Genomic DNA, 13,246 nt, shown 5'->3' on the forward strand with positions numbered 1-13,246 from the left:
GTGATGTCGCAACGCGACTATATTCCGATAGATGTTGATGATTTGCCGGAAATTTTTGAAATTGAATTAGCAGATATCACCTTCAACTTTGGAGTGTCCTACAACGCTGTTGGTGATTTTTTTACGGTCGATTTATACGACGAGGACCTCAACCCAATCATTTTGGGTGAAAAATTGGTGTTGAATCACCGACTATGGGCCTATGTCAATGATGACCGGCTGCCAGCGGTTGACTTGGTACCAATGGATGAGTCCGGACAAGCCACAGCCGTCAATGCTGAGACTTTTGGGCGGACAGTGTTCTTGATGATCGATGATATTGACCCAACAGATGATCTTAGTAGCGATGACTATGTTGGAATTGGCGAAGATGGGGGTGATGATGATGGCAGCTAAGTATCAAGTGGATCGGCGAGTCAAGTTGGTTCTGGATACAGGTAAGGAAAAAGTGACGCTTGAAAATATCAATCGGCTGAATCACTTACTAGAGATTCAGTTTAGTGTGCCATTTTCTAGCGAGCCCACACCAGATGTTGCGACAGTGACCATCATGAACCTATCTAAGAAGACACGGGCTCTTTTTAAAAAAGGAGAGCACGTCACACTTTACGCAGGATATAAAGGTGATGTTGGAGTTCTGACGGAGGGTAACATCAACAAAATTCCGCCTCTGCTATGGTCCGGGGTTGACTCGCAGTTCGGCTTTACCTTCATCCAGGGCGCCGACTACTCAAAAAAGAAAGATGTTTCAATCACCTTTAAGAAACAATCGGATGCTGAACAAGTTATCAAGACGATTGCCAAAAAGTCTGGTATTCCGCTGAAATCCATCAAGTTACAGATTCCAAAGAAATTTAAAAGGGGCTATACGGCTGATGGTCAGCCGTTGGAACTGATTGAGTCTATCGCTAAGAAATGCGGCTCGGTTCTCCGAATTGTGCGTGGAAAATACTGTGTAGTCTATGACACCAGTGCCAGTGACTTGCAGAAAATCGTACGGACACGGCGTACTGCAGTCCGGTCGGCTCATAACCACTATCTGACCAAGTTGAAACAGCAGGGGACGGCAGCTAAGTATCGGTCGTCTACGACAGCTACAATCTCTAAGGACCGAGAGCTTTACAAGAAAAATTTGTCTGCCGCTCAGGGACGGATGAAGAAGGCTAAGACTAAGAGTGGTAAAGAGGCGGCTAAAAAAGCAATCGCGCACTGGCAAAAGCGTATCAGTGAGGTTGGAAGCTTGAAATCTCACAAGAATGCTGTTGAGTCATACACCAACCGGACCAAAGAGGTCAAGGATGCCAAGGATGCATGGATCGACGCTAAAAAGTTGCTGGCTAAGGCTGAAAAAGCTTTACGAAAAGCCGGAGGGGCCAAGAAGAATAGTACAGCAACCAAGCCTGCTGAGTTCTTACTCTCAAACGAAACCGGACTCACTGATGAGCCTGCCTACAGTGAAGATGACGATGGTGAATCTTGGAGTTTTAGTTGTCTACTGCAGCATCGAATAACGACTGATGCGGTGATCAAGGTTAAGAGTCGAAATCTTAATCGTACGATGGTCGTCGATAACGGTGAGCACGCTTATGATGGGTCGTCCTTCCTAACAACGGGGGTGCTGAAGTAATGGCAAACAAAAGACCAGAACTAAAATTTTTTCGTTTCTTTGCACGAAAAGTAAAGCGTGAGACACATGTCCACCTACTTTGTCGAGTGGTTTCGGTAGAGTCGGATCATACCTGCACCGTACAACCACAAGACCTTGCGTCTGATGGCGATAAGCGAGGGATGATTCTGAGTGTACGAATTCCTAAACATGCTCGAGACGATGTCAAAAAGGATGTCAGCGTTAGTGTGGGCTTCTTTGATCGCGACGTTTCAGAAGCAGATGTAGGCGATACAGGGGATATTTCAAACGCTTCAGACCGTTTGCATAGCTTGAACGATGCTTTTATCGAGGCGGTGTTTTAATGGAACTACGAGATTTAAAACAAGATGAGAACGGCGATTTAGTCATCGAAAATGGCGAGATGCAGACAGTTATTGGTAAAGAGGAGTTGGCTCAAGGAATTCGCACCATCATCAGTAATCAGCTGGGGGACGCACCACTAGAACCCGATTTGGGAATGGACTATGAAAATCTTATCGGTGAAGACTTTAATGAAGCCTTTGCCCAAGCTGATTTTGAGGATGCAATTTTGGAGCAGGAACCCCGAGTGGTAGCCATCACAGATACCACTTTTAATTTGGACCATAAAACGCGAATTTTGTCAGTAAATTTGAAAATGACCGTTGATATGAACCAAACAGGTATTGAAGATGATCAAGAGGAAATAGAACAGGAGGTGACGATTGATGGCGGAAACTGATGCTGAGTACGGACTAACGCCGCAAGGTTATGTAGCGGAGCCAGAGGATGCAATTCAAATTGACCTATTTGAGCTTGCTGGTAGTCTGATGGGTTCTAATATCGGGACGGCTGAAAAGTCTATCTTAGGTAGTTTTATCCGTATCGTGGCTCACCGATTTGCTAAGTACGAGCAAACTATTGGGAACGTTTGGGACTCGTGGTTTTTCGATACCGCAACAGGGATTACCTTAGATAAGGTTGTTGCCTTACTCGGACTAACCCGAAATAAATCACAACCAGCTTACGTGTCGTTAACTTTCATCGGAAAAGCAGGAGCTGTGATTGATGCTGATGAGATGTTTGAGACCGAAGATGGACAAACCTTCATACTTGAAGATGCAGTTATTTTGGATGCCGATGGCAATGGTTCCGGCATTGCTGTCTCTATGGATGAGTCAGCTGATGCGAATGTCGCAGCAGGTACGATTACTAAGCAAACCATGCCAGTTGAAGAGATTACTTCGGTCACTAATCCGGTGGCAGCGACTGGTGGTATGACTACCGAGGATGATGAGACTTTTAAGGACCGGGTAAAAGTCTTCGAAGAATCACTTTCGGGGGCTACTCGTGACGGAATCAGATCATCAGTGGCTAACGTGGCCGGAGTCGATCAAGTGGAGGTCAACGTCAATGATACCAATGAAGTTGACAAAAATAGTGACCCACCAAAATCAATTCACGTCTATGTTGCAGGTGGCATCGATGGTGATGTAGCTCAAGCTATTAGCGATACTCTTGCTGGTGGGACTCAGACAGTAGGGTCAACGGTTTGCAAGGTGCTGGACCGTGGCGGGCACCCGCAAGAGATTCACTTTGACCGTCCAACAGGCGTGCCAATCTTTATGACGGTCACGCTTGATACTGATAGTACCTTATTTGAGACAGATGGAATTGACCAAATTAAAGCCAACATCAAAACGTATCTTAACTCTCTAACGATGGGAGATAAGGTGCGTTTTACTTATCTCTACACTTTGGTTTATGGAGTGGTCGGCGTGACTGATGCGGAGATCAAGATTGGGCGCACAACTGATACTTTAGCAGCGTCCGATATCCAGCTAGAGACCTTTGAGTCAGCAACTTATGCTCCGGGCAATATCGAGGTGGTAACTAATGCAAATTGATCCAACAATTAAGGGCTTACCGCCATCTTTTGATCGGTCTACTGGGTCGAACAATTGGAAGATGATGCAGTTGGTCGAACAGCCGATAGGTGCTGGTGAGAAGCGATTGGATATGCTGTTGAAAATGCGGTCACTAGACACTGCTGAGGGCGGATTCCTAGACAGAATAGGTAACCTCATTGGAGTTTATCGAGGACAGATGGATGACGACTTCTATCGGCGAATGATTTACGCACGTCTTGCGCGACGTCATACCGATGGGACCATCAACCAGATTTATGATGTCGTCTCGGTAATCCTCTCTGCGGACCCACACGAATTTTGGGTACGCCCTCTTTGGAACGTAACTGGTGAACCAATGGCCATTGAGGTCTTGAATGTCCCAGCAATATACATTGATTCGCAGGAGAAGGAAGCGATGCTGCTTGACCAGGTCCGAGCATCCGTTGCAGCACCGACCAGAGTGGCAACAATTCAATTTAGAACGACAGTCAAAAGTAATCTCTATATGACCTCTTATACTATGGTTCACCAGAACATTCGGTCAACTATGAACGTCGCGCAGGACCGCCATATCTCAATGCAAGGACAAGCAGGGCTAGCTAGTGTCACCAAAATTAGACAAACGATTAAAGCAAAGGAGGGGTAATAGTGGCAAGTAATGACGAACAGAGAAGTGCAACGACTATCTTCACGACTGCCGCCCAGTCAATAGCCGCACGGCTTATCGCCAATAAGACGACGGCAAAATTTACCAAAGCAGAAATCAGTACCACTAATCTTTTTAATCAGTCGGTTACCGAGCTACAAGTCCTAACGTCGCTGGATAACGTTCAGCAAACGGCTGACATTAATACCGTGACAGTCATCAATGACAGCACGGTGGATGTAAATATCGCAATCGACCAAACAAAAGCACCAAATGATTATCAAATGAATTCGGTTGGATTGTTCGCTGTCGATGGCGATGGTAAGGAGGTGCTGTACAGTGTCACCGTGTTAAAAGATCCCGTTTATATCCATCAAGATGCAATGGGGTCGGCTTTAGGAATTGATCTGGAAACTGTAGTGGGTCAATCCAGTAACGTCGACCTATCAATCAACCCAGCTGGTGCAGTGACCAACGAGGAATTGAAGGTGACCTTGGCCGATTACGTCAAAATGGACGATGTAAAAAGCCTTATCCCTGCCACCGTCATCGATGGTAGCAAGCCGGCGGATTTCAAGGAATCCGTCACGCTGGAAAAGGGTGCGGTGGATGGTGCTGGTAATACGATCGCGACCACCAAGGATGTATCCGATGGTGACGCGGAAACACTCACATCGGCGAAGGCATACGCGGACGCGAAGATTAGTGGCAAAGCTGACGATAGTACGGTTGTCCATACAGCAGATATGCGTAAGCCTGCTAGCGATGTAGCGGGAATTGAAGAAGTTAACGCCAAACAAGATAAAATTGGTTACACACCTGCTGACGATTCAAAAGTTGTCCATACCGCTGATATGCGTAAACCAGCCAGTGCTGTTGCAGGGATTGAGGAAGTTAATGCCAAGCAAGATAAGCTAACTATCACACCTGCGGATGATTCCAAAGTAGCTCACCTATCTGGTGCTAACAACTTTGACACTGTCCCAACGGTCAACAACAATCCGTTACTTCTCGCAAGCAGTTTACCGTCTGATTTAGCTAGACTTAGCCAAGATGCCAACTTTACCGCAAAACTCCAGCAGAATGGTCAAGATGTCGCACTTGCCAATAATACGATTGCCCGCAACCCTAACACTGGGGTTGTTTCTGAACCTGTTGATTTCACCAATCTCACTGTGAACGGAGGTAAATCAGTCGCTACCAGCGACGATTTGAAAAGCCTTCAGCTAAAGATGTGGCATGAAATCAAATTACCCGATAGGTTTGTGGGAGGTCCGATTCTTATGAAATACAATCCAGATGATAGAACTACGATGATAGTGGGTAACAAGAAAGCAACACTAAAAGACGGTGCTTCGTGGACTGGAGCGCTATTCACTTTGCCAGAAGGTTTTCATTGGATAGCAACTGATTCTAAAATGATGGGTTTAGACAATATGGATCACTACAATGATAATGTTTCTGGCAGACTATATAATACAAAGCTATCCAGAAATGGGTCGTCTTATAGAGGTTCTGCTTTTGATGTGTGTTTTTCGTCTATGGCAATCGATGGCGGCGCTCCATATACAACAGTTAGATCAATCCAACCAGATTAAGGAGGATTCAAAATGCCAATTTATTACGTAAAACCAGATTCAGATAACCAGTTTCCAGATAAGGATACCACACCCGTGCTTGAGCCAGCAGATGGCTTACGAGCGGTGAATATCCCGACCACCTCGATTCAATATTTCACTCGCTACTGGTGGATGTACGCATTCAAGGATGATGATTCGCAAAAAGTCACAGCTCCGGGTAACTTACCCAACTTGGATATCGACTATCTGCAAGGATTGATTGACCAGCAGGGTGAGCAAATTGAGCAACAGACGAAAAACATTGAGTCATTGCAAACTGAAAATAAAAGCCTTGAGTCAGCCAATGAGTTAACGCAGCAAGGGTTGATGGAAGCTGTCGATTACTTGTCTTCACAACTATCACCGGCTAGCACCACGACTGGCGCTGACTCAACTGCAACAAGTTCAGCGGCTCCAGCCAGTTCAGCAGCGAGTGAATCCTAGGAGGTGATGGAAATGGAATATTCTGCATTGGCACAGATTTACGCGCAAGCAATTATTGATGGCACACGGACTATTGAAGCCGTACCAGTCCCGTTTCGGTCTGACACCCAAGCGGCTTTGACTCAACTACAATCAAACAAATAAGGAGATAATCAATTATGTTAAACTTTAAATTTTCAGCTTTAGCCGCTATCTATGCCGCCAACGTTTTGGACGGTGGTCGTACTATTGAAGAAGTCCCAGCTTACTTGCAGGACGATGTGAAGAATGTCCTTGGCTCCGCAAAAAACTCTACCAGCACCGACTCATCTTCTACGCCTGTGGCTTAGGATTGATGATTGGTGCTTTTTTGATGGGATTTTTTGTGGGAAAGGGGTGAAGCAAGTGTGCAAAGTAATGTCAGGAAAAATAGATTTTTGCTGGTAACGGCGCTCGAGACAATTCTCTTGGGTGCTTATTTTATCGCCAGCTCGTTCCGTTTTGGTGCCCCCGACCTTTTTAACACGGTAGCCAGTCATATTGACGATCCACCGTTTGCGGCGGCTGATATCGTAGTTGGAACTGTGATACTTGTGGCGGCCTTGTACGATATCCGACCGCTAATCAAGTGGTGCTATGTGGCCGCAACTTGTGTGTGGACACTTTACGCCATGGCGTTTTTGCTACAAAACATCGAGATGATGGGGCACCCATTTGCACACCTAGATTGCTGGTTGATGTTTGCTGTGGCCGGAAGAACAATTTTAGAAGCGTGGGCGGGTGACGCCAATTGAAAGATTATGCGGGATATATCTTCACGGCTATAGTTAGCGTGTTGGCATCGTGGTTTACGCTCAAAGGTACCAGATCAAGTTCACGGGCGGCCACAGAAACGGCTTACGCCCAGTCTATGCCAGAGATGATTGGCAAAGTCCAAGACCTATTAGAACAGCTTGAATCTAAGAATGGAAAAATTGCGGAACTCACATCACAGGTTGAGTCCCAATCACATACAATTGATGCGTTAACTCAGCAAGTGGGGCAAATGCAGCGACAGATTAATAAGTTAACAGGAGGAAACGAGCATGAATGAATTTACGAAGATTATTAAATTGTTCAATGACACCGGTATCTTAGGTGTCTTAATTTTTGCCCTGGTTGGCTGGTTTACCCGGATCAATCCGGCATTGAAGACCAAGATTGCGGCGAACAAGTCCGCTACTCAGCGCGAAGTATTGGGACTGTTAGACACACTGGCTTTCAGTGCTGTCAACAAGGCGGCCACTAATTATGAAATGCCAGGGGAAGAAAAGCGTGAGCAGGCGATTGCTGATGTAACAGGCCAGATGAAAGTATTTGGTCATGATAGTCTGGCACCGGAAATTATTTCAGCAGCCATCGAAAAAGCATATCAGTCGATGACAACAACAGATACGAAAGCCCAAGCAAAACAGGCTGAATACAATGCCGCTCTGGCGGACACAGAGCAAGCGTTCGCTGATAAGCAAGCACAACTGGACAAGCAAGCTACGACAGTGCCCGCTGACCCAGCACCCTTAGATATACCCGAAAAGACGGCCACTACGGAGGGAGATGCAAAGTAATGCCGCATTATGATGTTGTGGATACGTCCAATAACAATGGAATCATGACCGTTGCCAATTGGCGTTCAATGAAAAAATATGGGGTAAAAGCCATGATAGCCAAGCTATCCGAAGGCACGTATTTCACTGACCAAACGGCCAAGCAAAGCATTCGTAACGCGGTATCTGCTGGCTTACACGTCAACGGTTATCACTTTGCGCGATTCACGACAGTGGCTGGGGCTAAGGCCGAAGCACAAATGGCAGCCCGAAGTGCGTTTAAGGCAGGATTGGGAAAGAACAGTGTGATCGTACTTGACTTTGAAGCCACCAACTCTGGTTGGAATCAGAACTCCAAAATTGTTAAGGCTTGGATTAACGAAGTCCATCGCATGGGTTATCCTAAGACAGACGTCTATACGATGGGCAGCTGGATTAATTCGGTACCATTGAACAACTCGGGCCGTGGTGGTTGGGTAGCTAACTATCCTTATAACCCGTCCGGGTTTAAGCTTTATACCGGATATAATGGCTGGCAATGGACGTCAAGCAGGCACTTCCCTGGGTGTTATGGTGGTTTCGATGTGTCCCAAATGTACTCAAACTACTACTATGGCACTACCACTCATGTAGCTAAGCCGAAGAAGGCCATCTACTACCGATACAATCCCAAGATGATCTATGCCCGGACGCCAATTAATCGCTACAAGGACGTTGCCTTCAAACACAAAGTAGACAACTTCCCAGCCGGCACCGTATTTGCGATTGCTAAAGTGGTAACCTATGGTAAAATTACCCGGTTCCAGTTGGCAAACGGCTATTACATCACGTCTAACCAAGCCAACGTTAATCGCTTATACTATTCTGTTGATGGCGGTGTCAAGCGAGTAAAGTCTGTACGCGGTACTCACCGGTACAAAGATAAGGCCCTTAAGCATGTTGTTGACTGGCAACCAGCTGGGACTGAGTTTGATGTTGCTAAGATCGTCAAGTACGGGGACACAACTCGAATCCAACTGGCTAACGGATACTATATCAGTGGAAACAAGAAGATTAACAGTTTTATCAAGTAACACACGAAGGCGCTCACTCCTAACGGGGTGGGCGCTTTTTTTGATGTTGACATTTTTTTAATAAAATGGCAAACTATTAACATAGCATGTGTGAGGTAAAGGAGGAAAGCAATATGTATCAACTTGAAGGCCTATTGAAAAGCCAATGTGATCCAAAGTTATCCGGCGTTATGTCGATGACAATTAAGCACGCCTCAAAGGCATTTAATGAGTTCATTAGTGGTAACCCGGTTCTGAAAGAGAACGATTTTAGAAACTCATATGGGTATTTACGTCATAGCTTCGTTGACTATAGTATGAAGTGGGCAGTAAGAGAAGGCTTAATCGATGGAGATATCCTAAGTGGTACTTCTAGTAAATATTCTAACGGGCATACCTATCTCTCTCTTAAAGTAAAGGGAGCAGTTATAAGCCCAGTGAAAACGCGAGGTCCAAAAGCTATCCCGCGCAAAGCATTATATCGGCAGAAGCTTGGACTTATGAATCAACAAATTAGTCTTTTCGATGATCCTAATGATCCATTAAATAGTCAAGTTGACATTAATGCACCGGCCTTTCTTTTGTTAACATATGGTGGGAGAGACTATGGACTGGATTACATCGAGCTTGGTTTGCCGGATGTAGACACTGGAAAATGGATTGGTCAAGTTAGCATATTGCATGCTCCAATGGTTATTTCTAGTGCAGAGCAGACTAAAGCAGCTGATAAATTAGACCTTAGCCTCACATCTATGTCCAAGAAACTATTGGAGGATGGAAAAAATGGAGAATACTCGGTTTAATCCAGTTCAGCTAAGACGGGCTCGGATTGCTCGTGGAAAAACTATGACAGTTTTAGCGAAGGAAACAGGAATATCAAGACAAATGATTTCCAATTATGAGTTGGGTAAAACGATTCCAAGTGGGAACTATCTAGTGAAGCTTATATCTAATCTTAATTTTCCAAAAAGCTATTTTTCATCTGGGCAGGCCAGCAATTTACATGGAGCGACTTTTTTCCGTAGTCAAAGTGCTGCGACAAAACGGGCGCGTGATATGCAAAGTGTTCGTCTATCATTTCAAAATGATATTTATTCGGTGTTAAGTCGCTATGTTAATTTTCCTAAAGTTGATATACCTGAGCCTCTAGATATGAATGTGAGGGAAATGACTGATGAAATTGTAAAATCGATGGCAATGCAAATACGTGAGCGTTGGGGATTAGGAACTAGCACACCGGTCGATGATGTGATTAGAACTGCAGAAGTGCACGGAATCATCGTTGTAAAAACAAACATGACCAATGATAAACTGGATGCTGTCTCTGAAGTGATTGGGGGTAGGCCTTTCATCATGCTAACCGATAATGGTGAATCATCGGTTAGACGAAGATTTAATGTGGCTCACGAGCTGGGACACTTGGTCTTGCATGCAGGAGTTGAAAGCATACATGATTTTACTACCCAGCAGTTAAAAAATACGATTGAACGACAAGCTAATCTTTTTGCATCAACTTTTTTGATGCCAGATGAGGCATTTACCGAAAGTTTGCTTTCAACCTCGTTGGAATATTATGTAAAGATGAAAAAGTATTGGAAGACATCAATACAGTCTATGGTGTATAAGACGTATCAACTTCATTTAATCAATGACGATCAGAAACTCTATCTAAACAAAAGAATCTCATGGAATAAGTGGAGAAGAGTTGAGCCTCTTGATGATATGTTGAAGGTGGAAGAACCTACACTTTTCCAAAAGGTGTTCAGAATGATTGTTGATAATGGCATCATGTCAGAAGCTGATTTACTTTCAGAATTAAAATTACCATTTGATGAACTAGAGTGCTCTCTTGGAATCAAGTTAAACAATAAAATGGCAGTTAGTGAACCCAAGTTGCGTTTACTATAAGTATGAAAAGGGCCACTCATCTCTTAGGAGGTGGGTGGCTTTTTGTTTTGTTAAGTGTTTATTATCCATAAGTATCTACTAAATATAGGGGATTGAATAAATATAACGGGGATAGGATAATGACTTTTAGAAAATTAGTTTTCTATAGAAATAAAGGGATCCACTGAGTTATGCTGGTTGGCAAAATTTTTTGTTTATTTTTGTCAAAAACGAAGTTTAACAATTCATTTATATCGTATTTTTCAATCGATATATTTGAGCTTTTTCTGAACAAACGTTCTATGCGGCTTGATGATTTTTTGTTGTCAATTGTCCCCAGCGTAGAGATTAGCCATATTTCTTCATTTTCTAAAAGTAATGAACTATAGTCATTAGTGTTTAAATTAACGTTACCGTTTTTAACTTGTATATATATTTTTTTATGATTTATATATTTTCCACTATCATCAATAGAAGTATCTACCAATGCAAATTCATATTTTTCGGTACTGATTTTGTTAGTTGACGGAATAGTAACATATCCAAAACGATCATAAAGCCACAGGGCAACCAAGTCTTCTGCAGCGGCATAGCCGATTAAGTGAAAAAACTCCATTTTATTGGTAATTTTGTGTTTCTTCATCAAGTTCTGTGATGGTTTTAAGCAAAGAGCTGAAAAAAGGCTAGTTGGTGTATAAGGGCATGCTTGATTAATTGTTTCTTCATGGCTATCTATGCGAACTAAAGATCCAAAACCGGGATAAAACGAAACGGATCCAGGTACACTGTCTTCTTTTCCTACTTTAACCCATTCGATATTTTTTAGTTGTGCAGAACAATCATTATCAGTAGCTTCAAGGCTAGTATCAAAGTAAAATAGATTTTTAGGATCATCTGTAATCTCTGCGACAAAATACTCTCCTGAATCTCTTGTCCAAAGAAAATCACCTTTTTTAATATTATCAAATAGTTGATGAACACCTTGATTATTCCATTTCTTTTTCCAATGTTTTTCTTTTATCTGTTTATGCCAAAATACTTTATAATCATCTAATGTTTTGATAGATGATCTATCAGGAATATCTTCAAATGACCATCCACACGAGGCACATTGATGATCAATAAAAAAACGATGTGAATTTAAGTTATGTAATTTTCCACCATTACCTTTTATTTTCCACGCTCTATTTGTATGCAAGTGAAAACATCTCCCTAAATAAAAACAAAGTTAATGATATCACAACTGATTTTAAACATAAATAATATGCTTCTAATGTGATGAATTGATTATTAAAAAAGGTGGAAGACTTAGGATTATTTTCAATATGTGTATCTCATATATGATTACGCAGAATAACGTTTTGAAAAGGCAAATAAACATCGTTATTTTAGGATAACCGTAGCCAAATTCGTAGCCAGAAAAAATAATAAGCGTCGATTAATGGCTATAATAGGGTGATATAGCTGTTTTTGATGACAATAGATTTAAGACCTGTACTCTCCTTCAATTAAGTGTGTTAATTATCACGGAACCCCGTAAAACGTTGATTTGACGGGGGGGTTATTTTTGATTAAACGGTGAAAATCGGTGGAAATTGATATAATGGTGCATGTTTTGGTACACATTAGCTATTTTTACTCTTAAATTAGCCGTTTAGTCGTGTACTTTCGTGCACTTTCAGATACTGGGTATCATCACCAGCCGCTGATGTCTTTTGAATAGGTCGCAAGTCTGATGGCCACTTTTCGCCGACAAAATCAGTATAAGTGATGGTCAGTTGGGTGTGCGCTCGAATCTGCTTGATTAGCGATTCCAGATAGACAAGATCATCTGTCTCTACAGTGTGCAAGGGGATTGAGCGAGAACGCTTCTTAGGATGGGCCACATACATAAGAAAGTTGAACGTGTTGGAGTAGTGATTGAAAACCACATTAATCTGATAGCGCGTGTTGATGAGCCGTTTGAAATTTTGGTCGGTTCGTTTATTGATAATCTTTGCATCGTTCTCTATTTGTATCACTAAATATCACCCCATCATCATTATGCTGTAGTCACAGTTGTAGCGCAGAATGCGTATTTGGTGATCACAAACTGTTTTTTACTATTGTAATGACCAAACAGTGCAACAGTTGATCCTTTCTCTGCACGATAAAGAAAATCCAAAGCGTGGGCATGTACCAAACAATTGATTAGCTCGTTTGTCTTGGAGTCGCGTATCTTTACATAAAGGAGCAGGGGGCTTAGTTTGATAGTCCGGGGGTCGCTTTCAAGGGTTCCATTAAGTGGTTGTTGTTCCATAACTATCACCTCAGCTTTTATTATACGAACGTTTGTTCGCTTAATCAATGAAAATATATAATTTTGAATGCTTAGAAATGGATTTTTTACTAGGTGAGGGAATAAAACGGATTTATAAAAAGAAAAACGTTTGCACTTTTTTTGCACTGCACGGCTTTAATCATTGATATAGCACGATCAAGTATGCCTGCTCGGGGCAT

At 42.9% G+C, this 13,246-nt stretch carries 19 protein-coding genes; 16 read left to right on the plus strand and 3 right to left on the minus strand.

What is annotated here, in order from left to right; all coding sequences use genetic code 11:
- Nucleotides 1–3 precede the first annotated feature (3 nt).
- The 16 genes from EKM84_RS12765 (at nt 4) to EKM84_RS12830 (ending at nt 10,768) form a co-directional block, all read left to right on the plus strand.
- A complete protein-coding gene (locus tag EKM84_RS12765) occupies nt 4–396 on the plus strand; it encodes a phage baseplate plug family protein (RefSeq protein WP_041815494.1) in 393 nt (130 codons plus the stop codon).
- Nucleotides 386–1,627: a hypothetical protein gene (locus EKM84_RS12770; RefSeq protein WP_164511405.1), complete on the plus strand. Its 1,242-nt coding sequence runs from the start codon at nt 386–388 to the stop codon at nt 1,625–1,627. The genes EKM84_RS12765 and EKM84_RS12770 overlap by 11 nt, the downstream gene beginning before the upstream one ends.
- On the plus strand, nt 1,627–1,971 hold the full coding sequence (locus EKM84_RS12775) for a hypothetical protein (RefSeq protein WP_043022744.1): 345 nt from the start codon (nt 1,627–1,629) through the stop codon (nt 1,969–1,971). The genes EKM84_RS12770 and EKM84_RS12775 overlap by 1 nt, the downstream gene beginning before the upstream one ends.
- Complete coding sequence (locus EKM84_RS12780; protein WP_125766092.1) at nt 1,971–2,369, plus strand: GPW/gp25 family protein; 399 nt, start codon at nt 1,971–1,973, stop codon at nt 2,367–2,369. The genes EKM84_RS12775 and EKM84_RS12780 overlap by 1 nt, the downstream gene beginning before the upstream one ends.
- A complete protein-coding gene (locus tag EKM84_RS12785; RefSeq protein WP_125766093.1) occupies nt 2,356–3,534 on the plus strand; it encodes a baseplate J/gp47 family protein in 1,179 nt (392 codons plus the stop codon). The genes EKM84_RS12780 and EKM84_RS12785 overlap by 14 nt, the downstream gene beginning before the upstream one ends.
- Nucleotides 3,524–4,183, plus strand: coding sequence for a hypothetical protein (locus tag EKM84_RS12790; protein WP_125766094.1), 660 nt, complete (start codon nt 3,524–3,526; stop codon nt 4,181–4,183). Before EKM84_RS12785 ends, EKM84_RS12790 begins: the two co-directional genes overlap by 11 nt.
- A 2-nt stretch (nt 4,184–4,185) precedes the next feature.
- On the plus strand, nt 4,186–5,781 hold the full coding sequence (locus EKM84_RS12795; RefSeq protein ID WP_125766095.1) for a lipocalin/fatty acid-binding family protein: 1,596 nt from the start codon (nt 4,186–4,188) through the stop codon (nt 5,779–5,781).
- Between the two features lie 12 nt (nt 5,782–5,793).
- A complete protein-coding gene (locus EKM84_RS12800; protein WP_125766096.1) occupies nt 5,794–6,246 on the plus strand; it encodes a hypothetical protein in 453 nt (150 codons plus the stop codon).
- Between the two features lie 12 nt (nt 6,247–6,258).
- Nucleotides 6,259–6,390: a CD1375 family protein gene (locus EKM84_RS14460; RefSeq protein WP_251948884.1), complete on the plus strand. Its 132-nt coding sequence runs from the start codon at nt 6,259–6,261 to the stop codon at nt 6,388–6,390.
- Between the two features lie 14 nt (nt 6,391–6,404).
- Entirely contained in the window at nt 6,405–6,575 is a 171-nt protein-coding gene (locus EKM84_RS14245) for a CD1375 family protein (RefSeq protein WP_011667838.1), read from the plus strand.
- 57 nt (nt 6,576–6,632) lie between these two features.
- On the plus strand, nt 6,633–7,019 hold the full coding sequence (locus EKM84_RS12805; RefSeq protein ID WP_125766097.1) for a hypothetical protein: 387 nt from the start codon (nt 6,633–6,635) through the stop codon (nt 7,017–7,019).
- Nucleotides 7,016–7,318, plus strand: coding sequence for a hypothetical protein (locus tag EKM84_RS12810; RefSeq protein WP_125766098.1), 303 nt, complete (start codon nt 7,016–7,018; stop codon nt 7,316–7,318). The genes EKM84_RS12805 and EKM84_RS12810 overlap by 4 nt, the downstream gene beginning before the upstream one ends.
- Complete coding sequence (locus EKM84_RS12815; RefSeq protein WP_125766099.1) at nt 7,311–7,829, plus strand: phage holin family protein; 519 nt, start codon at nt 7,311–7,313, stop codon at nt 7,827–7,829. Before EKM84_RS12810 ends, EKM84_RS12815 begins: the two co-directional genes overlap by 8 nt.
- Nucleotides 7,829–8,881 (plus strand): GH25 family lysozyme, encoded by a 1,053-nt coding sequence (locus EKM84_RS12820; protein ID WP_125766100.1) that lies wholly within the window; start codon nt 7,829–7,831, stop codon nt 8,879–8,881. The genes EKM84_RS12815 and EKM84_RS12820 overlap by 1 nt, the downstream gene beginning before the upstream one ends.
- A gap of 113 nt (nt 8,882–8,994) precedes the next feature.
- Nucleotides 8,995–9,663 (plus strand): hypothetical protein, encoded by a 669-nt coding sequence (locus tag EKM84_RS12825; RefSeq protein ID WP_125766101.1) that lies wholly within the window; start codon nt 8,995–8,997, stop codon nt 9,661–9,663.
- Nucleotides 9,644–10,768, plus strand: coding sequence for an XRE family transcriptional regulator (locus EKM84_RS12830; protein ID WP_125692940.1), 1,125 nt, complete (start codon nt 9,644–9,646; stop codon nt 10,766–10,768). The genes EKM84_RS12825 and EKM84_RS12830 overlap by 20 nt, the downstream gene beginning before the upstream one ends.
- Before the next feature lie 142 nt (nt 10,769–10,910).
- On the opposite strand, the gene EKM84_RS12835 is transcribed toward EKM84_RS12830, so the two are convergent.
- From EKM84_RS12835 to EKM84_RS12845, 3 genes are all read right to left on the minus strand, one after another.
- The gene (locus EKM84_RS12835) at nt 10,911–11,945 is read right to left on the minus strand and encodes a hypothetical protein (protein ID WP_125692942.1); all 1,035 of its coding nucleotides are present in this window, start codon (nt 11,943–11,945) and stop codon (nt 10,911–10,913) included.
- A 448-nt stretch (nt 11,946–12,393) separates the two neighbouring features.
- Entirely contained in the window at nt 12,394–12,768 is a 375-nt protein-coding gene (locus EKM84_RS12840; protein WP_125766102.1) for an acetyl-CoA carboxylase, read from the minus strand.
- Between the two features lie 20 nt (nt 12,769–12,788).
- Entirely contained in the window at nt 12,789–13,046 is a 258-nt protein-coding gene (locus EKM84_RS12845) for a hypothetical protein (protein ID WP_125766103.1), read from the minus strand.
- Nucleotides 13,047–13,246: the final 200 nt, after the last annotated feature.

Source organism: Levilactobacillus mulengensis (assembly GCF_003946045.1).
Lineage (GTDB): Bacteria > Bacillota > Bacilli > Lactobacillales > Lactobacillaceae > Levilactobacillus > Levilactobacillus mulengensis.